The following is a 24270-nucleotide window of genomic DNA, read 5'->3' as shown; positions in this document are numbered from 1 at the left end:
ACCAGCCGGGACGCGCCGCGCCCCGCACGGCACGATCGGGGATCGACGACCGGATGAGCAACGACACCCGCGACAGCGAACCGGAAGCCACGCCGGACGCCGCCGAGACGGCCGAAGAATCGGTGACGCTGAGCAAGGCGGACGCGGCCCAGACCGATGCCGCCGCTGCGAAGCCGGCCGAGGAGGCCGAGTACTCCCCCGGCCGTTCCCCGGCGCTCATCGCGACGGCGATCGCGCTGCCGGTGGCGCTGGTGGTGGGTGTGCTCGTGATGGGTGTGCTGGCGAACCGGAACCCGGCGCGGGAACCGCTGGCGCTGGGCTCGATTCCCGCCCCCGCCGCCACCGGTCCGGCGTGCGGTGCGCTGCTGCCCGCGCTGCCGGAGAAGATCGGCGACTACACCCTTGCCGAACTGCGCGCCCCCGCTCCGGAGGGCACCAAGGCGTGGCAGCTGCCCGACGGCGGTGAGCCGATCGTGCTGCGCTGTGGACTGGACCGGCCGCTCGAATTCAATCGCGCCTCACCCTTGCAAGTGGTGAACGGCGTCAACTGGTTCGAGATCCGGGATCAGACCACCGGCGTCACCTCCGGCACCTGGTGGGCGGTGGACCGGGGTACGTATGTCGCCCTGACCCAGCCGGACAATGCCGGACCGACCCCGCTGCAAGAGGTTTCGGACGCCATCAAGAAGGCGATGCCCGAGCAGCCCCTCGACCCGAACCCGCTGCCCAACTGAGTCAGCGGGTTTCCCGACGGCGCCGCCTCGATCAGCGCAGTCCGGTGCCGCGGGCCAGCGCGGTGGAGATGAGGGTGTCGACCAGGGTCCGGTTGTCCACTCCGGCCGCGTCCCACATGCGCGGGTAGAGCGAGATGGAGGTGAAGCCGGGCATGGTGTTGATCTCGTTGATGACCGGGCCGTCCGCGGTCACGAAGAAGTCGACGCGCGCCAGGCCCTGGCAGTCCAGCGCCCGGAAGGCCCGCACCGCCATCTCACGAACCTCTTGCGCCACATCGTCGTCCAGCTTGGCGGGCACGTCGAATTCGCAGACGTCGTCGAGGTATTTGGTGTCGAAGTCGTAGAACTCCGGTCCGTCGGTATTGTCCGGCTCGGGCATCCGGATCTCCGCCACCACACTGGCTTCCACCCGGCCGTCCGGGAATTCCAGTACGCCGCACTCGACTTCGCGGCCCACGATCCCGGCTTCCACGATGACCTTCGGATCATGCTCGCGCGCAAGCGAAATCGCCTTGTCGAGCTCATCCCAGGAATCCACCTTGGTGATTCCGATGGAAGACCCACCGCGGGAGGGCTTCACGAACACCGGCAGGCCCAGGCGGTCGCGGTCGGCCTCGGACAGGGTGGCGACGCCGGGGCGCAGCACCACCTGGTCGCCGATCGGAAGTCCTTCGGCGGCAAGGAGTTTCTTGGTGAACTCCTTGTCCATGCCGGCCGCGCTGGCGAGCACGCCCGCGCCCACGTACGGGATACCGGCCAGCTCCAGCAGCCCCTGCAAGGTGCCGTCCTCGCCGAAAGCGCCGTGCAGCACCGGGAAGACCACGTCGACGCTGCCGAGCGCGGCATCCGCGCCGTCAGCCGCGACCAAGCCGCCCGCGCGGGACGGATCGAGGGACAGGGTCATCGCGGTGCCGCCCTGGGCGTCCACCGCGGGTAGCGCACGGCCCTGCGGGGCAAGGGTCTGCATGTCCCCGGTGCCGAGCACCCAGGTGCCGTCCTGTGTGATCCCGATCGGAACCGCCTCGTACCGTTCGGGATCGAGGGCGCTCAGCACCGTACGGGCCGAGCGGCACGAGATTCCGTGCTCGTTGCTGCGCCCGCCGAACACCACCGCCACCTTGATCCTGTTGGTCATGGGCAGAACCGTACCTGGTCGAATATGGCGGCAGTGTTACGTGGTCGGGCCGGTCATGTTCAGGGGACGCGGCAGGACGAAGGTGCGAACCGGCCGGTCACTCCGACTTGAGTCGGCGGCCCAGGAGCTGGTCGACCGCTTCGGCGGCGGACAGGCCACCGTGGCAGACCTGGTGCACGGCATTGGCGAGCGGCATCTCCACCCCGTGCCGTTCGGCCAGCGCGCGCACCGATGTGCACGACTTCACACCCTCGGCGACCTGGCCATGAGTGGCCGCCTGCGCGGTCTCCATGCTGCCGCCCACGCCCAGCACATGTCCGAAGGAGCGATTGCGCGACAGCGGAGAGGTACAGGTGGCGACCAGGTCGCCGACGCCCGCCAGGCCCGCGAAGGTGACCGGCTCCGCGCCGACCGCCACCCCCAGGCGGATGATCTCGGCCAGGCCGCGGGTGATGAGGCTGGCAATCGAGTTGTCGCCCAACCCCATTCCCGAGGCGATACCGCAGGCCAGCGCGATCACGTTCTTGCACGCACCGCCGATCTCGCAGCCGATCACATCCGAATTGGTGTACGGCCGGAAGTATCCGGTGGCGCTGGCATGCTGCACCGCCTCCGCGCGCAGGGTGTCGGTGCAGGCCACCACGGTCGCCGCCGGCTGCCGCGCCGCGATCTCCTTGGCCAGGTTCGGCCCCGACAGCACCGCGACCCGGCTCGGATCCGCGCCGCTGACTTCGGCGATCACCTCGCTCATCCGCAACAGCGTCCCGGTCTCGATGCCCTTGGCGAGACTCAACAGCGTGGCATCGCCGGGAATGTGCTCCTTCCAGGCGGCCAGATTGGAACGCAGCGACTGCGACGGCACCGCGAGCACCACGATGTCCGCACCGGCCAACGCGATCCGATGATCGTCGGTGGCCGCGATCGGCGGCAGCTCGAAATCCGGCAGATACCACGGATTCCGATGCTCGGTGGCGAGCACCTTCGCCACCTCGGGCCGCCGAGCCCACATCGTGACCTCAGTCCCCGCCTCCGCCAACACCTTCGCGAACGCGGTCCCCCAAGACCCCGCTCCCAGCACCGCTGCCCTAGCCATCTGCTCAATATAGGCGGATTGTGAAAAAGCCATGCCGAGCACCGCACAACGACTCGGCACCGCCCACCCGCGCACACCGCTGACCGACCGCGCACCGCCCGACCCGCGGCGACCGACCCTGGGGTCCCTATCGACCTACGGTGAATAGGAATGCCCGCCGCGCGCGTTGCCCCCGGCATGACCACACCCGCCCCGCCCCCGCGCGTCCGCACGGCCCGCCCAACCCTGCGCGTGTCCGCACCCCGCGATTCGACGCCGCTCACACACCCGTCATCTTCGAGTGGGAGGATTCGGGCATGCGTCCGTCCGTGCACGCGGTGATCGCGGTGAAGACACTCGGGCAGGCGAAGAGCCGCCTGGCCGACCGGCTGCCCCCGCCGGATCGGACCCGCCTGGTGCTCGCCATGCTCGCCGACACCGTCACGGCCGCCCTCACGACGCCGGGTGTGGCCTCGGTGACCGTGGTGACGCCCGATCCGGCGGTGACCAGCCTGGTGCACGAGCTCGGCGCGCTGGCGCTGCCGGAACCCGTTGTCCTCGCGACCGACCCCGCCGCGTCGGCGCGGAACCTCTACTCCCCGAGTGAGTCGATGCCCGCCACGGCGCCGCGATCCGCCGGGGCCCGGGCCACGGCGGCACTCGGTGGCCTCAAAGCCGCCACCTCGGGGCCGCCGCCGACGAGCGGCCTGAACGCCGCGTTGTCCGCGGGCGCGGCCGCCATCAGACAACTGCACGGCCCGGTCGATCTGCTTGCGTTGCAAGCGGATCTGCCAGCGCTGCGGTCGCCTGAACTGGCCGACGTGCTCAGCGCCGCCGGGCCGGGGCGTTCGGTGGTCGCCGATCACGCCGGGAGTGGGACGGTGGCGTTGCTGGTGCGGGGCGGGGCGGGGCTGGAGCCGCTGTTCGGGCCGGATTCGGCGCGGCGGCATATCGCGGCGGGGGCGGTGGAGTTGCTCGGGGACTGGCCGGGGTTGCGTCAGGATGTGGACACCGCGGCGGATCTGGAGTGCGCGGCCGCGTTGGGGGTGGGTGCGGCTACGGGCACGCTGCTGGGTGAAATCGGCGTGTCGCGGGCGTGTCGCCCGGTGAAACAAGTCCGGCGGACCGACTCCTCGCGGTGTTGACCGGGCGTGATCTGCGCTGCAATGGACGGTGTCAGTTCGGCACCCACCACACGACATAAGGAATGATCGTGAGAGTGAGCGATACGGAAACCGTCAAGCAATCGCCGCTACTACCCGCGGCGCCGCCCGCGGCAACCCCACCGCCCACCGCGACCCCGCCGCTGCCGCTGGACCGGTATGTGAACCGGGAATTGAGCTGGCTCGATTTCAATGCCCGCGTACTGGCTTTGGCCGAAGACCATTCCCAGCCGCTGCTGGAGCGCGCCAAGTTCCTCGCCATCTTCGCGTCCAATCTGGACGAGTTCTACATGGTGCGGGTGGCCGGGCTGAAGCGGCGCGCGGAGACCGGGCTGTCGGTGCGCTCCGCGGACGGGTTGTCGCCGACCGAGCAACTGGAGATGATCGCGGCTCGCACCCAGGAGATCGCCGAGCGCCATGCCCGGGTCTTCCTGGACCAGGTGCTGCCCGCGCTCACCGCCGAGGGCATCGCCATCATCCGGTGGAACGAGCTCGACGACGCCGAAAAGCAGCGCCTGTCCGGGTATTTCCAGGATCAGGTCTTCCCGGTGCTGACCCCCCTGGCCGTCGATCCCGCCCACCCGTTCCCCTACATCAGCGGCCTGAGTCTCAATCTCGCCGTGACGGTTAAGGATTCGGTGACCGGCGGCGAGCACTTCGCCCGAGTCAAGGTGCCCGACAATGTGGATCGCTTCGTGCGCGTGCGCCGCACCCTGGGCAGCCGCGAGACCGCCGTCGCCGCCACCGGCCGCGAACCCATCGGCCGCGACTCCGCCGGCGGGCAGTCCAGCATGGCCGCCTTCCTCCCGATGGAAGAACTGATCGCCGCCCACCTCGATCAGCTGTTCCCGGGAATGGAAGTGGTGGAACAACATTCGTTCCGCATCACCCGCAATGCCGACCTGGAGGTCGAGGAGGACCGCGACGAGGACCTGCTCCAGGCCCTGGAACGCGAACTCGCCCGCCGCCGCTTCGGCTCCCCGGTGCGCCTCGAAGTCTCCGACGACATGACCGAGCACATGCTCGAACTGCTGCTGCGCGAGCTCGACGTCGACCCGGCCGACGTGATCCAGGTGCCCGGCCTGCTCGACCTGTCCTGCCTGTGGCAGGTGTACGGCGTGGACCGGCCCAACCTCAAGGACGCCCCGTACGTGCCGGCCACGCCCCCGGCCTTCGGCGAACGGGAAACGCCCCGAAACGTTTTCGCCGCCCTGCGCGAGGGCGACGTGCTGGTGCACCATCCGTACGATTCGTTCTCCACCAGCGTGCAGCGCTTCATCGAGCAGGCCGCCGCCGACCCGCAGGTGCTGGCCATCAAGCAGACGCTGTACCGCACCTCCGGTGACTCCCCCATCGTGAACGCGCTCATCGACGCCGCCGAGGCCGGTAAGCAGGTCGTGGCACTGGTCGAGATCAAGGCCCGCTTCGACGAACAGGCGAACATCAAATGGGCTCGCGCACTGGAGCAAGCGGGCGTGCACGTGGTCTACGGCCTGGTCGGTCTCAAGACGCATTGCAAGACCTGCCTGGTGGTGCGCCGCGAAGGTGCCACCATCCGTCGCTACTGTCACATCGGCACCGGTAATTACAATCCGAAGACCGCACGCCTGTACGAAGATGTCGGATTGCTCACGGCCGCACCGGAGATCGGCGCCGACCTCACCGACCTTTTCAACTCGCTGACCGGCTATTCGCGAAAAGCCAACTACCGCAACCTGCTGGTCGCCCCGACCGGCGTACGGGCCGGGATCGTGGAGCGGATCGAACGCGAGACCGAGTTGGCGGCGCAGGGCGAACCGGCGCGAATCCGGCTGAAGGCCAACGCCATCGTCGACGAGCAGATCATCGACGCGCTCTACCGCGCCTCTCAGGCCGGCGTGCCGGTGGAGATCGTGGTGCGCGGCATCTGCGGGCTGCGACCGGGCGTCGCGGGGATGAGCGAGAACATCGAGGTGCGCTCGATTCTCGGCCGCTACCTGGAACATTCGCGGGTGCTGCACTTCCGGGCGCAGAACGAGTACTGGATCGGCAGCGCCGACATGATGCATCGCAATCTGGATCGGCGGGTGGAAGTGCTGGCGCAGGTGAAGGATCCGCGGCTGTCCGAGCAGCTGAACCAGATGTTCGACTCCGCCCTGGACCCCGCCACCCGCTGCTGGGTGCTGCAAGCCGACGGCGGCTGGGTGGCGCAGCCCGATCCGGAGGCGCCGGGCGTGCAGGTGCGCGACCACCAGGAGTACCTGATGCGACTGCGACGGCCGGATCGCCAGTGAGCAAGAAGAACTCCGATCCCGCCGCCGATTTGGTAGACCCCCGGGTCAGCCCCAACATCCTGGCCGCGGGCGCCGTGCTGTGGCGTCCCACCGCGGACGGCACCGTCGAGATCGCCCTGGTACACCGCCCCAAATACGACGACTGGTCGCTGCCCAAGGGCAAATTGGATCCCGGTGAGACCGCCGTGATGGCGGCCGTACGCGAGGTGGCCGAGGAAACGGGCCTGAATTCGCATCTGGGGCGTTATCTCGGCCATGTGACCTATCCGGTCACCGGACACCGGAAACTCAAGCGGGTGGACTACTGGGCGGCCCGGGTGCTGGACGGCGATTTCGAGTCCAATGCCGAAATCGATGTGCTCCAGTGGCATCGGGTGGACGGCATCATGGACGCGCTGTCCTATCCGATGGACCGCACCATCGTCCGCAATTTCCTGCGTCTACCGGCCGACACCTCGACCGTGCTGGTGGTCCGGCACGCCAAGGCGGGCCGTAAGGAGCGCTTCGCCGGGCCCGACGACGAGCGGCCGCTCGAAAAGGCCGGTCGCGCACAGGCTCGCGGGCTGGTGCCGAATCTGCTGGCCTTCGGGGCGGCCGAAATCTACTCGGCCCCACCGGCCCGCTGTGTCCAAACCGTTACCCCACTGGCCGAGAAGCTCGGCGTGACGGTGGAATTGGAGCCGTTGCTGAGCGAATCCGGTTACGGCGCAGCGCCGGATGCGGCCCGCAAACGCGCCCGCGACCTGGCCGACCGTGACGTCGTGCCGGTGATTTGCAGTCAGGGCAAGGTGATTCCGGATCTGCTGGCCCGATGGGCCGAGGAGGACGGAATCACGCTGCCACCGGCCCGCAATCGCAAGGGCAGCGTCTGGGTGCTGTCGCTGCACGGCGGGCGCCTGGTGGCCGCGGACCATCTCGACCGCCTGCTGATCCCCGTCGAATTCAAATCCTGACCAGCGGCTCGGGGGCCGAAAACCGGCCCCCGACATGCGAAACGGCCCGGCATCCGCCGGGCCGTTTCACGTTGTCCTGCTAGCGAAGAAACCGTCAGCGACGCGCGGTGCGCTTGGCAGCGGTCTTCTTGGCCGGAGCCTTCTTGGCCGTCTTCTTGGCCGTGGCCTTCGAAGCGGTGGCCTTGGTGGCGGCCTTCTTGGCGACCGTCTTCTTGGCGGCGGCCTTGGCCGGGGTCTTCTTCGCGACCGTCTTCTTCGCGACCGTCTTCTTGGCGGTGGCCTTCTTGGCGGGCGCCTTCGAAGCGGCCTTCTTCGCCGTGGTCTTGGCCGGAGCCTTGGTGGCGGCCTTCTTGGCGGTGGTCTTCTTCGCCGCCTTCTTGGCCGTGGTCTTGCCACCCGACACCGGAGCCGCCACACCGCGTTTCACGGCCGGGCCACTCGAAGCGATCTTCTGCTTGCCGGCGATGATCGCCTTGAACTGAGCGCCCGGACGGAATGCCGGCACCGAAGTCGGCTTCACCTTGACGGTTTCACCGGTACGCGGGTTACGGGCCACTCGCGCAGCGCGCTTGCGCTGTTCGAAGACACCGAATCCGGTGATGGTGACGCTCTGACCTTTGTTCACAGCACGCACGATTGTGTCGACCATCTGCTCGACTGCTGCAGTAGCGGTGCGCCTGTCAGTACCCAACTTCTCGGTCAGAACATCGATCAGTTCCGCCTTGTTCATTGAATCCTCCGCAGACTATTTGGCCCGTCGTCGGACCGACTAGGTACCACGGTAAACCTTTCTGCGGCAAGAGTCTACGAGCGACGCGCGAAAAAGCGAGGCACGGCACATGTCCAGCAACCACGTTTGGGGGCGTTCAGCTAACGCCCCCCAATGATTACGTCTGCGAAATACGGGCCGGAATGGTTGCGGGTTTCCAAGTCGGCCTTGCGTTTTCGAACTGTGCGATCTCGTCGCTGTGCCGCAGGGTGAGACCGATGTCGTCCAGCCCTTCGAGCAGCCGCCAGCGCGTGTAGTCGTCAATATCAAACGGCAACACGACCGTTCCGGCGCTCACGGTTCGCGCCTCGAGGTCCACCGCCAATTCCAAACCGGGCTGTTCCTCGAGCAACTTCCAGAGCAATTCCACATCGCTCTGGGCCATCTTGGCGGTCAGCAGACCGTCCTTGCCGGCGTTCCCGCGGAAGATGTCGGCGAAGCGGGAGGAGATCACGACCCGGAACCCGAAGTCCTTCAACGCCCAAACAGCGTGCTCACGTGAGGATCCGGTGCCGAAATCCGGACCGGCGACCAGGACACTACCCCGGTTGTAGGGCTCGGTGTTCAGAATGAAGTGCGGATCCTGCCGCCATCCGGCGAACAAGCCATCCTCGAAACCCGTTCGGGTAACGCGCTTCAGATAGACGGCCGGGATGATCTGATCGGTGTCGACATTGGATCGGCGCATCGGAACGCCGATCCCCTTGTGAACCTTGAAGGCTTCCATTGTGATTCTCCTGAGTCTGTTGGGGCCGAAGGTACTTGCCGAAAAGGACGCTGATTCAGTCCAGATCGGCCGGTGAGGACAGGGTTCCGCGCACCGCGGTGGCCGCCGCGACCAGCGGTGAGACCAGGTGCGTGCGACCGCCCTTGCCCTGTCGCCCTTCGAAGTTCCGGTTCGAGGTGGAAGCACTGCGCTGACCGGGAGAAAGCTGATCTGGGTTCATTCCCAGGCACATCGAGCAGCCCGCCTGCCGCCATTCCGCGCCCGCCGCGACGAAAATCTCGCCCAGGCCCTCGTTTTCCGCTTGCAGCCGCACCCGCATGGAACCGGGGACGATCAGCATGCGCACGCCGTCGGCGACCTTGCGGTCCTTCAGAATCTCTGCGACGGCACGCAAATCCTCGATCCGGCCATTGGTGCAGGAACCCACGAAAACGGTGTCCACGGCGACATCTCGCAGCGGGGTGCCCGCCTTCAGGTCCATGTACTGCAACGCCTTCTCGGCGGCCGCGCGCTCGTTCTCGTCGACGATCTGCTCCGGATCCGGCACCGAGTCGCCCAGCGGCGCACCCTGTCCCGGGTTGGTGCCCCAGGTGACGAAGGGGGTCAGCGCGGAGGCGTCCAGGTGCACCTCGGCATCGAATTTCGCGCCCTCGTCGGTCTTCAGGGCGTCCCAGGCCGCCACGGCGGCATCCCAATCCGCGCCCTGGGGGGCGTGCGGGCGGCCCTTCAGGAACTCGTAGGTGATCTCGTCCGGGGCCACCATGCCGGCCCGGGCGCCCGCCTCGATCGACATGTTGCACATGGTCATCCGGGCTTCCATGGACATCTCACGGACCGCCTGGCCGCGGTACTCCAGCACGTAACCCTGGCCGCCGCCGGTGCCGATCTGCGCGATGACGGCGAGAATCACGTCCTTGGAGGTGACCCCCGGCGGCAACTTGCCGTCGATATTGATGGCCATGGTCTTGAACGGGCGCAGCGACAAAGTCTGCGTTGCCAGCACATGTTCCACTTCCGAGGTGCCGATGCCCATCGCCAGCGCGCCGAACGCACCGTGGGTGGAGGTGTGCGAATCACCGCACACCACCGTGGTTCCCGGCTGGGTCAGGCCCAGCTGCGGGCCCACCACGTGCACGATGCCCTGATCGAGATCGCCCATCGGGTGCAGGCGCACACCGAATTCCTCGCAGTTCTTGCGCAGCGTCTCGACCTGTAGCCGCGAGATGGGATCCGCGATCGGCTTGTCGATGTCGATGGTGGGGACGTTGTGGTCCTCGGTGGCGATGGTGAGGTCCGGGCGGCGCACCGGGCGACCGGCCGCGCGCAGGCCGTCGAACGCCTGCGGGCTGGTCACCTCGTGCACCAGGTGCAGGTCGATGTAGATGAGGTCGGGCTGGCGGTGCTCGCCTTCGCCTTCGCCGCGAACGACGACGTGCTGTTCCCAGACCTTCTCCGCCAGAGTGCGTGGCGCCTGCGCCATGACTGTTTCCACCCTTCGGTGTTGCTCGATAGACAATTCCGCGAACCGGGCTGTTGGCCGCGGGCTCACGTCCGCGTCGGGGTCCTGGTTTGCATTTCCCAACATGCGAGACGCTAATATCGTTCTATGAGACAGCATAGCGGCATCGGGGTTCTGGACAAAGCCATGGCGGTCCTGCACGCCGTCGCCGAGCAACCCTGCGGCTTGAACGAGCTGTGCACCCGCACCGGCCTGCCTCGCGCCACCGCGCATCGCCTGGCCGTGGGCCTGGAGACGCATCGCATGCTGGCCCGCGACAACCAAGGTCTGTGGCGACCCGGCCCGGCTCTGTCGGAGCTGGCGACAACCGCCAGCGACCCCCTGCTCGACGCGGCCGGCACCATTCTTCCCAAATTGCGGGAAATCACCGGCGAGAGCGTGCAGCTGTACCGGCGCGACGGCAATGCCCGCGTCTGCGTGGCCGCCATGGAACCCGCCGCGGGCCTGCGCGACACCGTGCCGATCGGCGCGCGCCTTCCACTCACCGCCGGTTCGGCCGCCAAAGTCCTGCTGGCCTGGGCCGATCCCGAATTGCAGCGGACCGTCCTACCCGAAGCCGTATTCGGCGAACGCGCCCTGGCCGAGGTCCGCCGCCGCGGCTGGGCGCAGAGCGCGGCCGAGCGCGCCGCCGGCGTGGCCAGTGTCTCGGCGCCCGTGCGCGACGCGAGCGGCGCGGTCATCGCGGCGGTCTCGGTGTCGGGGCCCATCGATCGGATGGGCCGCCGCCCGGGCGCGCGGTGGGCCGCCGACCTGGTCGCCGCCGCCGATGCCCTCCACAAGCGCATCTGACGGACTTTCGGGCCGCCGGGGATACCTGACCATGGTCCCCGGCGGCAACAGCGGCCACAGCAGCACCGACCGGACACACTGTGACGCCCGCCATACGCCGTAAATTACAGTCGGCCCATGGGAGTTAAACAACGCGCGCAGATCGTGATGTCCGAACAGGAGATCACCGAGTTCCTGGAGCGCAGCCGCATCGCCAACCTCGCCACCTTGAGCGCGACGGGCATGCCGCATCTGACCGCAATGTGGTTCGGCCTGATCGACGGCGAGATCTGGTTCGAGACCAAGGCGAAGTCGCAGAAGGCGGTCAATATTCGCCGCGATCCGCGGGTGACCGTGCTGTTGGAGGCCGGCGATACCTACGACCAGCTGCGCGGCGTCTCGATCGAGGGCCAGGCGGAAATCGTCGAGGACCCCGACGCCCTGTTCCAGGTGGGTATCAGCGTCTGGGAGCGGTATACCGGCCCGTACAGCGAAGAGATGAAGCCGTTCGTGGATCAGATGCTGAACAAGCGCATCGCGATCCGCATCGTCCCGGAGCGGGTGCGCAGCTGGGACCACCGCAAACTCGGCTTGCCCGCGATGCCGCTGGGCGGATCCACCATCGCCGCCGCCGACTAGTTCGGCAAAGAGAAAAGCGAAGGCCCCCGACCTGTTCAGGTCGGGGGCCTTCGCCTTGTAGTCCCGACGGGATTTGAACCCGCGCTACCGCCTTGAGAGGGCGGCGTCCTAGGCCGCTAGACGACGGGACCAGGACAGAGAAATACGGCGGCCGAAACCGCCGGAGCTTCTCCGAATTTCGAAAGCTTTCGCTCTCGGAGCTGGGGTACCAGGACTCGAACCTAGAATGGCTGAACCAGAATCAGCTGTGTTGCCAATTACACCATACCCCATTGACCTGGGCTTTCGGTCCGCCGCTCTGAGTGGCTTCCCGGTCGCTTCCGGCCGAGAAGAAGATTAGCAGGCCGAAGCCCAGATATACCAAATCGGCTGGTCAGAGCCGGTTTTGTACCGCTTTACGCAAGATCCGCGGCGGCCGCCCGCAGCCGTTCCATGGTCACTTCACGACCCAGCAGCTCCAGAGACTCGTAGAGCGGCGGGCTGATGTGCGAACCGGTGACGGCGACCCGCACCGGACCGAACGCCTTACGCGGCTTGAGCTCCAACTCCTCGATCAGCGCCCGCTTGAGCGCCTCCTCGAGCGCGGACGCGGTCCATTCCGAAACTCCGTCCAGCGCGGAAATGGTCGCCCGCAGTACGGGTGCGGCATCCGCACCCAGATTCTTGGCCTTTGCGGCTTCGTCGACAGCGAACTTGTCGGCGGGCGCGAAGAGGAACTTCAGCAGATCCCAGGCGTCGCCCAGAACGACGATTCGGGTCTGCACCAGATCGGCCGCCGCTTCGAACACCTTCTCGTCGATCTCGGCGCCGATATGACCGTGCAAGGTGAGGTACTCACGCAGCCGGTGAGCAAAATCACCGGGGCTCAGCAACCGAATATGTTCGGCGTTCAGAGCGTCTGCCTTCTTCTGATCGAAACGTGCCGGGTTCGAATTAACTTTCGATATATCGAACGCCTCGACCATCTCGGTCATGGAGAAGAGATCATGATCATCGGCGATGCTCCAGCCGAGCAGCGCCAGATAATTCAGCAAACCCTCCGGAATGAACCCGCGATCGCGATGCAGGAAGAGATTCGACTCCGGGTCGCGCTTGGACAGCTTCTTGTTGCCCTGACCCATCACGAACGGCAAGTGCCCGAACTGCGGAGTGAAATCCGCGACGCCGATCCGCTGCATTGCCTCGTACAGCGCGATCTGCCGCGGCGTGGAGCTCAGCAAATCCTCGCCACGCAAAACGTGGGTGATCTTCATGAGCGCATCGTCGACCGGATTGACCAGGGTATAGAGCGGATCGCCATTACCGCGGGTGAGCGCGAAGTCGGGCACCACGCCCGCCTTGAAGGTGGTCTCGCCGCGCACCAGGTCGACCCAGGACAGGTCCTTGTCCGGCATCCGCAGGCGGATCACGGCGGGGCGGCCCTCGGCCTTGTAGGCGGCGATCTGCTCGGCGCTCAGGTCGCGGTCGAAGTTGTCGTAGCCGAGCTTGGGATCGCGGCCGGCGGCCTTGTGCCGGGCCTCGACTTCCTCAGGGGTGGAGAAGGATTCGTAGGCCTCCCCCGCCGCCAGCAGCTTGGCGACCACCTCGAGATGAAGGTCACGCCGCTGCGACTGCCGGTACGGCGCATAGGGACCGCCGACCTCCGGCCCCTCGTCCCAGGTGAGACCGAGCCAGCGCAGCGCGTCGAGGATCGCGGCGTAGGACTCCTCGGAATCACGTGCGGCATCGGTGTCTTCGATACGGAAGACGAAGGTGCCGCCGTGGTGGCGCGCGAAGGCCCAGTTGAACAGGGCGGTGCGGACCAGCCCGACATGCGGTGTGCCGGTGGGGGACGGGCAGAATCGGACCCGGACGTCAGTCATGTCTCTCTCTCGATCAGCGTTTGGCGGCAACGGGATTGGTGAGGGTGCCGATGCCCGACACGGTCACCGACACGCTCTGACCGGCCTGGACGGGGCCGACGCCCTCCGGGGTGCCGGTGAGGATGACATCGCCCGGGAGCAGCGTCATCACGGTGGTCACCCATTCGATCAGCTTCGGAATATCGTGCAGCAGAAGTGAAGTGCGGCTGCGCTGCTTCACCACGCCGTCGAGCTCGGTGACGATCTCCAGATCCGAAGGGTCCAGGGAGGTCTCGATCCACGGGCCCAGCGGGCAGAAGGTGTCGTAGCCTTTGGCGCGGGTCCACTGGCCGTCGTGACGCTGCTGATCGCGCGCGGTGACATCGTTGGCGACGGTGTAACCGAGGATCACTTCCTGGGCCCGAGCGGCCGGAATGTCCTTGCACGGCTGGCCGATGACCACGGCCAGCTCACCCTCGTAATCGACCTGAGAAGAGCTGGGCGGCAACACGATTTCCCGGTTCGGGCCGATGATGGAGGTGTTCGGCTTCATGAAGATAACCGGGTCGGCGGGGGCCGGGCCACCCATTTCCTCGGCGTGCGCCGCGTAGTTCTTGCCGATGCAGATCACCTTGCTGGCCAGGATCGGGGCGAGCAGGCGCACATCGGCCAGCGGCCAGCGCCGACCGGTGAACGTCGGTGTACCGAACGGGTGTTCGGCGATTTCGCGGGCGACGGCGTCTGAACCATCGCCTTCGATGCTGACGAAAGCGACTCCATCTGGGCTGGCAATTCGACCTAGGCGCATGGCCAGCATCCTATCGACCGGCCTCGACCTGCCCGAACGCGCCCGACCGCGGGGGTGGGGCGGGCCCGGCGCGCGGGCTCAGCGCACCGCCCGTCACCGCCGCGGGCGCACCGGCGTGCCCGCCCGCATCGGGGTCCCGCAGATGTGAAAAGCCCTTATACGCAAGACAACTCGGTACCGCAAGAGCCTTGATCAAGATCGGCTATCAAGTGTGAGCAAACAAACAGCGTGCCTCGGAAACGGCTTTGCGCATCAGGTGTACCGTAAGGTGCGAGTTCCAAGAAGTAAGATATTGGTTCCACATAGTGAGACACGAGGTGATGGTCATGGCCGCCGTACTGGAGCTGAGCTCGACCAAACGGTGGTCCATGCTGGCGCTCGGCGTCTTCGCGCAGACCGCGAGCGCGATCTTCGTCAATGGCACCCCCTTCCTGCTGCCGGCGTTGCTGGAGCGCGGCATGCCACTGCCCACCGCCGGTCTGCTGGTAGTGATGCCGCTGGTCGGGCTGTGCTGCACGCTGATCGCCTGGGGCTATGTCGTCGACCGCATCGGCGAGCACAAGGTATTGGTGGCCGGTCCGCTGCTGATGCTGGCCGCCGGGGTGGCCGCGGCGAACGTGACCGGCTATGTGGCACTGGGCATTCTGCTGTTCGTCGGCGGTATGGGCGCGGGCTCCACCAACGGCGCGACCGGCCGGGTCATCGTCGGCTGGTTCCCGCCGGATCAGCGCGGCCTGGCCATGGGCATCCGGCAGACCGCGCAGCCGCTGGGGGTCGGCATCGGCGCGCTGAGCATCCCCGCTGTCGCTGCGGCACACGGCTTCTCGGCCGCCGTCCTGGTCCCCGCGCTGATGGCGGGCGCGGCCGCGATCGGCTGCCTGGTCGGCATCGTGGATCCGCCGCGCCCCGAATCCACCAGCGACACAGGCCGTCCCGCCAATCCGTACCGCGGCGACCGCACGCTGTGGCGCATTCACGCCGTCTCGGTGCTGCTGGTCATCCCCCAGGCGACCATCTGGACCTTCGCCCTGCTGTGGCTGCACACCGACATCGGCTGGTCGCTGGGCGTGGCCGGAGCGCTGGTGCTGGTGGCCCAAATCCTGGGTGCTGGAGGGCGAATCGGGGCGGGCATGTGGTCCGATCGCGTCGGCAGCCGCCTGCGTCCGCTGCGCACGGTCGCCATCGCCGCCGGGGTCGCCATGGCCGGCCTGGCCTTCGCCTCCTGGCTGCACCTGTGGTGGCTGGCCGTTCCGGTCATGTTGGCCGCTTCGGTCATCACCGTCGCCGACAACGGATTGGCCTTCACGGCCGTAGCCGAAATCGCGGGCCCCTACTGGTCCGGTCGCGGCCTGGGCATCCAGAACACCGGCCAGAACCTGGCCGCGGCCGCGGTGGCCCCGGTCTTCGGCGCCCTGATCGACGCCTCCGGCTTCCCGATCGTCTACGCCCTGTCCGCCCTGATCGCCCTGGCCGCAGTCCCCTTGGTCCCCACCGCGTCCCGCCCGAGCTAACTTTCCCGCAAATCAGGAATGGCTGCGCCCGTTAAGTTTTCGCATCCGAATGCATGAATGCGATATTGCTCACGGCCGCACCAGGTTTGAAAAAACAAGGAACCCCTGGGTCCGAATTGCCTTCGGACCCAGGGGTTCTTGACGCTGTAGAGCTAGATCGCGGCGGCGATCCGGCTACCGATCTCGACGGTGGAGGCGGCGCCGGTGCGGGAGGCGAGGTCCTTGGCGATGGCGGCCTCGATGCGGGCGGCTTCCTCGGGCTTGCCGAGGTGGTTGAGCAGCAACGCGACCGAGAGGATGGCGGCGGTTGGGTCGGCCTTGGACTGGCCCGCGATATCGGGGGCCGAGCCGTGCACGGGCTCGAACATCGACGGGTTGGTGCCCGAGGCGTCGATATTGCCGGAGGCGGCCAGGCCGATGCCGCCGGAGACGGCGGCGGCCAGGTCGGTGATGATGTCGCCGAACAGGTTGTCGGTGACGATCACGTCGAAGCGGCCCGGATCGGTCACCATGTGGATGGTCGCGGCATCGATGTGCTGGTAGGCGGTTTCGATGTCGGGGTATTCGGTGGCGACCTCGGCGACGGTGCGGGTCCAGAGCGCCCCGGCGAACGCGAGCACATTGTTCTTGTGCACCAGCGTCAGGTGCTTACGACGCTTACGCGCGGTCTCGAAGGCGTAGCGCACCACGCGCTCGACGCCGAAGCGGGTGTTGGTGGAGACCTCGGTGGCGACCTCGTGCGGAGTGTTCACGCGGATCGCGCCGCCGGTGCCGGTGTACGGGCCTTCGGTGCCCTCGCGCACGACCACGAAGTCGATGTCCGGGTTGGCGGCGAGCGGGCTGGTGACGCCCGGGTACAGCTTGGACGGGCGCAGGTTCACGTGATGATCCAGTTCGAAGCGGGTGCGCAGCAGCAGGCCGCGCTCGAGCACGCCGGACTGAACGGACGGGTCGCCGATCGCACCGAGCAGGATGGCGTCGTGTTCCTTGAGTTCCGGAATCACATTGTCGGGCAGGATCTCACCCGTCGCATGGAACCGCTTGGCACCCAGGTCGTATTCGGTCTTCTCGACGCCGGGGACGACCACGTCGAGCACCTTGAGCGCCTCGGCGATGACCTCGGGACCGATACCGTCGCCGGGAATGACAGCGAGTTTCATGAGTTCAATGCTCCGTTCGGATATGCGTCCGCCACTTCGACGGCAACCCTAGCCGGTAGCCGTGTCAGCCCTGTCACCAGGGCGAACCGCTCCCAACCATTGGGATATGAGGGATGTCTCGAGACAGCACCGCGCCCCTCCCACCGGAGTGGAAGGGGCGCGGCGGGAGTTACTTTCAGTCCAGGTTGACCTGGGCGACCTTGACGGCGCCGACGGCCTCGGCGATCGCGGCCTGCACCTCGGCCGGGACCTCCTTGTTGACGCGCAGGATGACGGTGGCACCCTCCGCTTCGAGGTCCTGGGTCAGCTGGGCGGCGAGGATGTCGATGCCCGCGTCGCCGAGCTTGGTGGCGAGGCGGCCGAGCTGGCCGGGCTTGTCCTCGTAGTTGAGGACGGCCAGGTTCAGGCCCTCGGCGCGCATGTCGTAGTTGCGGCCGTTGATGTTGACGATCTTCTCGACCTGAGCGGGCTCGGTCAGGGTGCCGGCCACGTTCAGGGTGCGGCCGTCGCCGAACACGGCGCGCAGATCGACCAGGCTGCGGTGCGAGGGGCTCTCGGTCACGGTGGTGACGGTGGCCTCCAGGCCGCGGTCCTTGGCCAGCGCCGGGGCGTTGACGAAGGTGACCGAGTCCTCGATGAGGGCGGAGAAGACGCCGCGCAGGGCCGAAAGCTCCAGCACCGCAACATCTTCGGAGGAGAGCTCGCCGCGCACCTGGACCTCGAGGGAGACCGGGAGCTCGCTGGCGAGGGCGCCCAGCAGCGCGCCCTGCTTGCGGACGATGTCCAGCCACGGGGCGACGGTCTCGTTGACCGAACCGCCGGTGACGTTGACCGCGCCGGGCACGAACTCACCGGCGAGGGCGAGCTGCACGGACTTGGCGACATCGGTGCCCGCGCGATCCTGGGCCTCCGAGGTGGAAGCGCCGAGGTGCGGGGTGACGACGACCTGCGGCAGGTCGAAAAGCGGGCTGTCGGTGGAGGGTTCGGTCTCGAACACGTCGATACCGGCGCCGCGCACGTGGCCGGAGGTGATGGCGTCGGCCAGGGCCTGCTCGTCGATCAGACCGCCGCGGGCGGCGTTGACGATGATGACGCCCTTCTTGGTCTTGGCCAGGGTCTCCTTGTTCAGCATGCCCTTGGTCTCAGGAGTCTTGGGCAGGTGAATGGAGATGAAGTCGGCGCGCTCGAGGACCTCGTCCAGGGAGACCAGCTCGATGCCGAGCTGCGCGGCGCGGGCCGGGGAGGTGTAGGGGTCGTACGCGATGATCTTGGTCTCGAAGGCGGCGAGACGCTGCGCGAACAGCTGGCCGATGCGGCCCAGGCCGATGACGCCGACGGTCTTGCCGAAGATCTCGACACCATTGAACTTGCTGCGCTGCCAGGTCTTCTCGCGCAGGGTGGCATCGGCGGCCGGGATCTGGCGGGCGGCGGCGAGCAGCAGGGTGACGGCATGCTCGGCGGCGGTGTGAATGTTGGAGGTCGGGGCGTTCACGACCATGACGCCGCGCTCGGTGGCCGCGGGCACGTCGACGTTGTCGAGGCCGACGCCGGCGCGGGCGACGATCTTCAGGTTCTTACCGGCTTCCAGGACCTCGGCGTCGACGGTGGTCGCGGAACGGACCAGCAGCGCGTCGGCCTCGGGCACGGCGGCCAGCAGCTCGGGGCGGTTGGGTCCGTCGACCCAGCGCACCTCGACGCCGTCGCCGAGCGCGTCGACGGTCGACTGGGCGAGCTTGTCGGCGATCAGAACAACAGGACGGCCTGCTTGGCTCACTGTGGGGTACTCCTGAGGAAGAGATCCGGGATTTACGGGCGTCAGCTTAATGGGCGTGGATTCGGCCCGGCTTACCGCCTGGTAGGCGGATGCCATCAATCCTGTGACGTGCGGGTTTTCCCGGGCAGCGGAATCACTTCTGGTCATTTGACCGATTGCCCTGCGAAAGTGACTCGGCCATGGTTAAGTTCCCGCGCATGTCTCGGACGCATCGAATGGTCGCCGCCGCCGCCCTGGCCGCCCTCCCGCTGACCGCCGCCGCCCCCGCGCCCGCCGCACCCACCGTGAACAAGGTCGTGGTGATCGGCATCGACGGCACGCTCTGGAGCGAAGTCGAGGCTGCCAACGCCCCCAATCTGGGCCTGCTGGCCGCGCAGGGCACCCTCGCTCGCACGTCGATCGCCGGGCACACCACCATGTCCTGCGTCTCCTGGGCCACCGCGCTGACCGGTGTATGGGACACCAAACACGGCATCCAGGACAACGACTCCACCTGCACCGCAGCGCCTTTCGCCACCTACCCCACGGTGTTCACCCAGCTGGAGCGCGCGCAGCCGAGCCTGTCCACCGCCTCGCTCGGCACCTGGGACAAGATCGGCATGATCGCCCGGACCGGAAATCCCAAGGCGGACAAGGTAACCGTCACCCAGATCGACCCCACCGGCGCGGGAGTCTGTGAGACGACGGCGGATTCGAATGCCGCGGCACAGGTGGTCTCCGCGATCGGCGACGGCACCGATTTCACCTTCACGCATCTGGATCAGGTGGACATCACCGGCCACACCCTGCGCGGCATCTGGCCGCAGGCGTACCGGGATGCCATCAACCGGGTGGACGGCCTGGTCGGCAAGATCACCAAGGCGGTGGACGAGCGCGCCGCCGCGCACTCGAACGAGAGCTGGACGATCCTGGTCACCACCGATCACGGGCACAAACCCGAGGGCGGCCACGGCGGCCAGAGTGCTTACGAGACAGCCAGCTTCGTGATCGCACGCGGGGCGGGCTTCGCGGCCGGGGCCAAGGACAACGCCTACACCCTGGCCGATATCACCCCGACCGTGCTGGATCTGCTGGGCGCTCCCGCGGATCCCAACTCCGACGGCCGTTCGATGCGATTGGGCGGCTCGGGCAATTCTTCGGCTACACCCCCGAACACCCCCGCCATCGACTCCGGCGTCACCGGTTCGTCAGCAGGTTCCGCCGAGATGCTGATGGTGAACAATCCGCTCTGCCTGGTGGCCAGCGGCTCCGGCGGCGGCTCCTTCGGCAAGTAACCGGCGGTAGCCACCACCTGCGAAAAGTGGCCTCCGACACAGCAAAGCCGGTCACGGGTATAACCCGCGACCGGCTTTCCGGCTGCGTCCGACCCGGCGATCAGGCCGCCGGTTCCTCGGCGGCGATCATCAGATCGGCGACCGCGCCGTACGCGGCGGCCCAGGTCTGCGCCAGTTCCTCGGTCCACGCGTCCCCGTGGAAATGCTCCAGCGTGGCCAGTAGCGAAGCACCGGCAACCGGGTAGTGATCGGCCACCACACCCAGCTGCGCGTGCCGGCGGCCCAGCTGCTGCACGAACGACGGATCCTCGCCCAGGGTCTGCACATTGGTGAGGATCCGGCCCAGTCCGGACAGGAACCGCGCCCGCTGCTCGGTCAGGTCCTCGGCGAACATGCCCCGGACCTCGGGGTGCGCCGCGAAGAGGTGGTCGTAGAAGTACTCCACCGCCTCCGGTCCCACGGCCTCGACATTCTTCCAACTGGATTGCAACGCTTCGATATTCATAGGGCTGTCCCCCACTTCCGTTCCATGCGTGGACGAGTCAATTCTGTGACTGGTATCCGGCTCCGTCGACCGGTAGGCCCGGCGGCCGGAGCGAGTCACCGGACAGCACACCGGCGGTGGCCGTGGTGCCCGGCAGCGGGAGCAACGCCAGCTTGTCGACCTCGACCGCGAGAGTCTGGATCATCGCCTGCAATTGGCTGCGCAGCAGGTCGGAGTAGGCGCGCAGCTGCTCGTAGCGCTGGTCCTCCGATTCCGGGTCGAGGTATCCGCCGAACCGGTTGGCCCCCGCGGATTCCCTTGCCTGCTGCAACATTTCGCGTTGCTGCCCGCGCGCGACCGTCATCAGGTCGCGGGCGTGTTGTTCGGCTTGTTCGATAATGGCGTCGGCGGAGAGCTGCGCGCGATTGAGCACCGCCACGGCGCGATCGCTGATGCCGAGCTCGTCCTTCTCCAATTCGCCTTGCAGCCTCGCGATCTCCCAGTGCGCGTTCGCCAGCTGCTGTTGCAGTTCGGCGACCTCACCGGCCGAAGCCATGGTCTGCATCTGCATCTGCATGGCCTCGCTCTTGGCGGCCAGCTGCATGTTCTCCCGTTGCAGCCGGGAGAGTTCGGCGGAGTTGCTGGTCAGCGTGAGCTGCCGGTTCTCGCGCGCGACCCGCGCCATGGCGGCGCTGACCTTGTCCAGGTAGAGGTCGACGTCCTCGGCGTCGTAGCCGCGGCGGCCCAGGCGCGAGCCCTTGAACTTCGCGTTTCGAATCTCGTCGGGTGTCACATCCATTGGGCAACCTTGTCGGCGGTGCGCGGTTCGGCGGCCGGGGCCTGGCCGAACGTCTCGAATCTGATGGCGTGCCTGGGCATTCCGGCTCCGGTCAGTGCGGATACGGTGGCGGCGACCATGGCCGGGGAACCGCAGACCAGCGCGGTGACGCCGGCGAGTTCCCGCCCGCGCGCCGCGACCGCGCCGACCGCGCCCTGCACGCCGTGGAATCCGGAATCCTCGGAAACCACGGGGGTATAGGAGAACCAGGGATTCTCGGTGAGGGCGGTCAGCGCCTTGTGGTCGTAGAGGTTCCAGGAGGTGCGCACGCCGTGCAGCAATTGCACCCGCGGCACCACGTTCCCCCGCTGAGCTTCGCGTTCGATGCGATCGACGACGGCGCGCATCGGCGCGAGCCCGGAGCCGCCGGCGATGAGCAGCAGGTTGTCCACGGCATCGGGCGGGATCACGAAGGCGGTGCCGACGGGCGCACCCAGGCGGATCCGGTCCCCCGGCCGCACCTGGCGCGCGAAGGTCGCGCTGACCTCGCCGCCGTCGACGACCTGCACGTGAATATCGAAGGTGCCGTCGGATCGCGGTGCGTTGGCGGGTGAGTAATAGCGCCACAGCCGCGGCCGCTGCGGGATCTCGATGGCCAGCGACTGCCCGGCCTCGTAGTGGTAGTGCTGCAACGGCCGCACGGTGTGCACGGTGACGTCGATGCTGCGCTTCTCGGTGGCCACGATCTCGGCGTCCCACCAGGCCGGGGTGTCCTGTGCGGCCTGATCCGCGGCGGCGATCATGATGTCGGCGACCGCGAAGTACGCGTCGGTCCAGGTCTGGGCGAGCTCGTCGGTCCAGCGATTGCCCAGGACGTGCGCGAGGGTGGCCAGCAGCGAGCTGCCCGCCGCCGGGTAGTGCGCCTGCACCGCGCCGAAGCGCCGATGGTCGCGGCCGAGCTGGGCGACGAATTCGCTGTCCTCGGCCAGGGTGTGCACGTTGCTGACGATGCGGCCGAGGGCGGCGAAGAATTTGGCGCGCTGCCCGGTCATCCGGATCGGGAACATCTCCCGGACCTCGGGGTGCGCCAGGAACAGGTGCGCGTAGAAGTACTGGACGGCCTCGTCACCGGCCCGTTCGACATGACGCCAACTGGACTGCAATGCCTCGACGTTCATCCCTCACTCAACAACTCTCCACCGTTCCCGCCGGGCACGGCGCGGCCGCGTGAGCAGCTGCGCCGAATCCCTGGACGACCGTCCGAATAACGGCCAACATAGGGCATCGAGTGAGCGCTGTCGAAACGAAAGTACGCCAGCGACTTCCGGCTAACATTCAGCGAATCATGTACGCGCGAGGCGGATTTTAGTCATGCTAACCGACTATCACGGGAGCATCACAGATAGCCGAAAGCCCGGCCTCGGAGCTGCGGAGCCCAAGGCCGGGCTTTCGAAGTCTGATTATCAGACGGTCAGCAAGTTCACTTGCCGAACGAACCGGTCCACAGGGTGCTCAGCAGGCCGTGCAGGGCGGCGGAGCCGGTGTCGAGCAGGCCGTTCAGAGCAGCGGAACCGGTGTCGATGATAACGGGGATCATTTGAAGCCTCTCATGAATACCAATTGAACTTTCTGACATGAAGCGTATCGGGAGCATTTCGGGGCCTGTTACGGGTATTAGCACGTTGTGATGGGCGTCATAGGCAACTGGTCATGTGACCTAATCCATAGTTTTACCAATAACCCGTCTATAACGGGCAGATCACGCCCCCAATTCCGGGGGCATCGGACCGCATACGCGTGGACCGGAGCCGGGCACCGGGCTAGCCTCGAGCTCCATGACCCTGCGCTCGATTCCCTCCTCCATGGATCCCGCCGTGGTCGCCACGATCGACCACGAACTGGACCGGATCGAGCGCGACGACCGGGTTTCGGTGCTGCTCGCCATCGAGAGCGGCAGCCGCGCCTGGGGGTTCCCCTCCCCCGACTCCGATTACGACTGCCGCTTCGTATACCTCCGGCCGATCGAGGACTATGTGACGCCGTGGCCCGGCCGCGATGTCATCGAGCGGCCGCTGATCGGCCTGCTGGATGTGAGCGGCTGGGATCTGATGAAGGCGCTGCGGCTGCTCGTCAGCGGTAATGCGGTGCTTATCGAATGGCTGATGTCGCCGATCGTGTATCGCGGTGACGCGGAATTCCGCACGGAACTACGGGAACTCGCCGATGCGGTGGCCGAGCGCAATCGGGTGGCCCGGCACTATCTGCACCTGGGCCGGCGGCAATGGCAGCTGTTCGATTCCAATCGATCGCTGAAGAAGGTGTTCTATTCGCTGCGCCCGGCCATGGCATTGCGCTGGCTGCACGAGCATCCGGAGAAGTCGGTGGCGCCCATGCATTTGCCGACCCTGCTGGCGGAATGCGAGGTGCCCGCGGATTTCACCCGCGCGGTCGCCGAATTGACCGAGCTCAAATCGCGTACCCGCGAAATGGGTTCCGGCAGCGTCCCGGAACCCATCGCGAAATTCATCGGCACCGAATTCGAACGAGCCGCAGTGGAATTCACCGCCGACTCTCCGGAGCAGCGCGAGCGCGCCAAGGCGCTGGCGACGGCGTTCTTCAGAAGCCGCCTGCTGTGATCACGCGCACGCGTACCGCCTCCGGCCCCGGCTTGGTGCGGCGCACCTCGAATTCCACGCGCTGACCCTCGGCGAGGGATCGGAAGCCATCCCCTTCGACGGCGGTGTACTCCACGAACACGTCGGGACCGCCGCCGTCGGGGCTCAGGAATCCGAAGCCCTTCTCGCTGTCGAACCACTTCACCGTGCCGTGAACCATGCACCGAACCTTTTCGAACGTCTGGATGACCCCCGCGGACCGCGATCCATGGT

23 protein-coding genes and 2 tRNA genes are annotated in these 24270 nt (G+C 67.2%); 10 read left to right on the top strand and 15 right to left on the bottom strand.

Annotated elements, in window-relative coordinates; all coding sequences use genetic code 11:
• Positions 1–53 precede the first annotated feature (53 nt).
• On the top strand, positions 54–734 hold the full coding sequence (locus NI1_RS29510; RefSeq protein WP_157535399.1) for a DUF3515 domain-containing protein: 681 nt from the start codon (positions 54–56) through the stop codon (positions 732–734).
• Between the two features lie 31 nt (positions 735–765).
• Here the strand turns inward: NI1_RS29510 and NI1_RS29505 are convergent, their stop codons facing one another.
• The gene (locus NI1_RS29505; protein WP_067827107.1) at positions 766–1869 is read right to left on the bottom strand and encodes a D-alanine--D-alanine ligase family protein; all 1104 of its coding nucleotides are present in this window, start codon (positions 1867–1869) and stop codon (positions 766–768) included.
• A gap of 97 nt (positions 1870–1966) precedes the next feature.
• Entirely contained in the window at positions 1967–2962 is a 996-nt protein-coding gene (locus tag NI1_RS29500) for an NAD(P)H-dependent glycerol-3-phosphate dehydrogenase (protein WP_067827104.1), read from the bottom strand.
• Between the two features lie 296 nt (positions 2963–3258).
• Here NI1_RS29500 and cofC point away from each other — a divergent pair, with 296 nt between their 5' ends.
• The 3 genes from cofC to NI1_RS29485 all read left to right on the top strand — a co-directional run bounded on the left by cofC (position 3259) and on the right by NI1_RS29485 (position 7330).
• Complete coding sequence (cofC, locus tag NI1_RS29495) at positions 3259–4086, top strand: 2-phospho-L-lactate guanylyltransferase (RefSeq protein ID WP_067827101.1); 828 nt, start codon at positions 3259–3261, stop codon at positions 4084–4086.
• A 62-nt stretch (positions 4087–4148) separates the two neighbouring features.
• Positions 4149–6377, top strand: a complete 2229-nt coding sequence (locus NI1_RS29490) for an RNA degradosome polyphosphate kinase (RefSeq protein ID WP_067827098.1) — start codon at positions 4149–4151, stop codon at positions 6375–6377.
• The gene (locus NI1_RS29485; protein ID WP_067827095.1) at positions 6374–7330 is read left to right on the top strand and encodes an NUDIX hydrolase; all 957 of its coding nucleotides are present in this window, start codon (positions 6374–6376) and stop codon (positions 7328–7330) included. The genes NI1_RS29490 and NI1_RS29485 overlap by 4 nt, the downstream gene beginning before the upstream one ends.
• A 94-nt stretch (positions 7331–7424) precedes the next feature.
• Here the strand turns inward: NI1_RS29485 and NI1_RS29480 are convergent, their stop codons facing one another.
• From NI1_RS29480 to leuC, 3 genes are all read right to left on the bottom strand, one after another.
• Entirely contained in the window at positions 7425–8060 is a 636-nt protein-coding gene (locus tag NI1_RS29480) for an HU family DNA-binding protein (RefSeq protein ID WP_067827092.1), read from the bottom strand.
• 157 nt (positions 8061–8217) lie between these two features.
• Positions 8218–8826, bottom strand: coding sequence for a 3-isopropylmalate dehydratase small subunit (leuD, locus tag NI1_RS29475; RefSeq protein ID WP_067827090.1), 609 nt, complete (start codon positions 8824–8826; stop codon positions 8218–8220).
• Positions 8827–8881: 55 nt separating this feature from the next.
• Positions 8882–10306, bottom strand: a complete 1425-nt coding sequence (leuC, locus tag NI1_RS29470; protein ID WP_067827087.1) for a 3-isopropylmalate dehydratase large subunit — start codon at positions 10304–10306, stop codon at positions 8882–8884.
• A gap of 126 nt (positions 10307–10432) precedes the next feature.
• On the opposite strand from leuC, the gene NI1_RS29465 reads away from it, so the two are divergent.
• Both NI1_RS29465 and NI1_RS29460 read left to right on the top strand, forming a co-directional pair.
• The gene (locus tag NI1_RS29465; protein ID WP_067827085.1) at positions 10433–11134 is read left to right on the top strand and encodes an IclR family transcriptional regulator; all 702 of its coding nucleotides are present in this window, start codon (positions 10433–10435) and stop codon (positions 11132–11134) included.
• 117 nt (positions 11135–11251) lie between these two features.
• The gene (locus NI1_RS29460) at positions 11252–11752 is read left to right on the top strand and encodes a pyridoxamine 5'-phosphate oxidase family protein (protein ID WP_067827082.1); all 501 of its coding nucleotides are present in this window, start codon (positions 11252–11254) and stop codon (positions 11750–11752) included.
• A gap of 58 nt (positions 11753–11810) precedes the next feature.
• Here NI1_RS29460 and NI1_RS29455 read toward each other — a convergent pair.
• The 4 genes from NI1_RS29455 to NI1_RS29440 all read right to left on the bottom strand — a co-directional run bounded on the left by NI1_RS29455 (position 11811) and on the right by NI1_RS29440 (position 14401).
• Positions 11811–11883, bottom strand: a tRNA-Glu gene (locus tag NI1_RS29455).
• Between the two features lie 69 nt (positions 11884–11952).
• Positions 11953–12024 (bottom strand) — tRNA-Gln (locus NI1_RS29450).
• A gap of 123 nt (positions 12025–12147) precedes the next feature.
• Positions 12148–13614: a glutamate--tRNA ligase gene (gene gltX / locus NI1_RS29445; protein ID WP_067827079.1), complete on the bottom strand. Its 1467-nt coding sequence runs from the start codon at positions 13612–13614 to the stop codon at positions 12148–12150.
• A 13-nt stretch (positions 13615–13627) separates the two neighbouring features.
• Positions 13628–14401, bottom strand: coding sequence for a fumarylacetoacetate hydrolase family protein (locus NI1_RS29440; RefSeq protein ID WP_067827757.1), 774 nt, complete (start codon positions 14399–14401; stop codon positions 13628–13630).
• Between NI1_RS29440 and NI1_RS38230 the strand changes: the two genes are divergently transcribed.
• Positions 14400–14549, top strand: coding sequence for a hypothetical protein (locus tag NI1_RS38230; RefSeq protein WP_157535398.1), 150 nt, complete (start codon positions 14400–14402; stop codon positions 14547–14549). The genes NI1_RS29440 and NI1_RS38230 overlap by 2 nt on opposite strands.
• A gap of 178 nt (positions 14550–14727) precedes the next feature.
• The gene (locus NI1_RS29435; RefSeq protein WP_067827755.1) at positions 14728–15912 is read left to right on the top strand and encodes an MFS transporter; all 1185 of its coding nucleotides are present in this window, start codon (positions 14728–14730) and stop codon (positions 15910–15912) included.
• A 152-nt stretch (positions 15913–16064) separates the two neighbouring features.
• On the opposite strand, the gene NI1_RS29430 is transcribed toward NI1_RS29435, so the two are convergent.
• Entirely contained in the window at positions 16065–17072 is a 1008-nt protein-coding gene (locus NI1_RS29430) for a 3-isopropylmalate dehydrogenase (protein WP_067827075.1), read from the bottom strand.
• A gap of 175 nt (positions 17073–17247) precedes the next feature.
• Entirely contained in the window at positions 17248–18846 is a 1599-nt protein-coding gene (serA, locus tag NI1_RS29425; protein WP_067827073.1) for a phosphoglycerate dehydrogenase, read from the bottom strand.
• Between the two features lie 197 nt (positions 18847–19043).
• Between serA and NI1_RS29420 the strand changes: the two genes are divergently transcribed.
• Positions 19044–20120 carry an alkaline phosphatase family protein gene (locus tag NI1_RS29420; protein WP_084523907.1) on the top strand — a complete coding sequence of 359 codons (1077 nt, stop codon included), beginning with the start codon at positions 19044–19046 and terminating at the stop codon, positions 20118–20120.
• A gap of 100 nt (positions 20121–20220) precedes the next feature.
• Here the strand turns inward: NI1_RS29420 and NI1_RS29415 are convergent, their stop codons facing one another.
• Genes NI1_RS29415 through NI1_RS29405 form a run of 3 tightly spaced genes read right to left on the bottom strand, consistent with a single transcriptional unit; the run spans position 20221 to position 22560 of the window.
• Positions 20221–20625: a globin domain-containing protein gene (locus NI1_RS29415; protein ID WP_067827067.1), complete on the bottom strand. Its 405-nt coding sequence runs from the start codon at positions 20623–20625 to the stop codon at positions 20221–20223.
• Positions 20626–20662: 37 nt separating this feature from the next.
• Positions 20663–21403, bottom strand: a complete 741-nt coding sequence (locus NI1_RS29410) for a DivIVA domain-containing protein (RefSeq protein ID WP_067827065.1) — start codon at positions 21401–21403, stop codon at positions 20663–20665.
• Positions 21394–22560: a globin domain-containing protein gene (locus NI1_RS29405; RefSeq protein ID WP_067827062.1), complete on the bottom strand. Its 1167-nt coding sequence runs from the start codon at positions 22558–22560 to the stop codon at positions 21394–21396. Before NI1_RS29405 ends, NI1_RS29410 begins: the two co-directional genes overlap by 10 nt.
• 657 nt (positions 22561–23217) lie before the next feature.
• Here NI1_RS29405 and NI1_RS29400 point away from each other — a divergent pair.
• Positions 23218–24018 (top strand): nucleotidyltransferase domain-containing protein, encoded by an 801-nt coding sequence (locus NI1_RS29400; RefSeq protein ID WP_067827059.1) that lies wholly within the window; start codon positions 23218–23220, stop codon positions 24016–24018.
• Here the strand turns inward: NI1_RS29400 and NI1_RS29395 are convergent.
• The gene (locus NI1_RS29395) at positions 23999–24217 is read right to left on the bottom strand and encodes a cold-shock protein (protein ID WP_067827057.1); all 219 of its coding nucleotides are present in this window, start codon (positions 24215–24217) and stop codon (positions 23999–24001) included. The genes NI1_RS29400 and NI1_RS29395 overlap by 20 nt on opposite strands.
• Positions 24218–24270 lie beyond the last annotated feature (53 nt).

This window comes from Nocardia inohanensis NBRC 100128, assembly GCF_001612945.1.
GTDB lineage: Bacteria > Actinomycetota > Actinomycetes > Mycobacteriales > Mycobacteriaceae > Nocardia > Nocardia inohanensis.
Note: the sequence above shows the minus strand (reverse complement) of the source record. Positions and strands in the feature narration are given on the sequence as shown.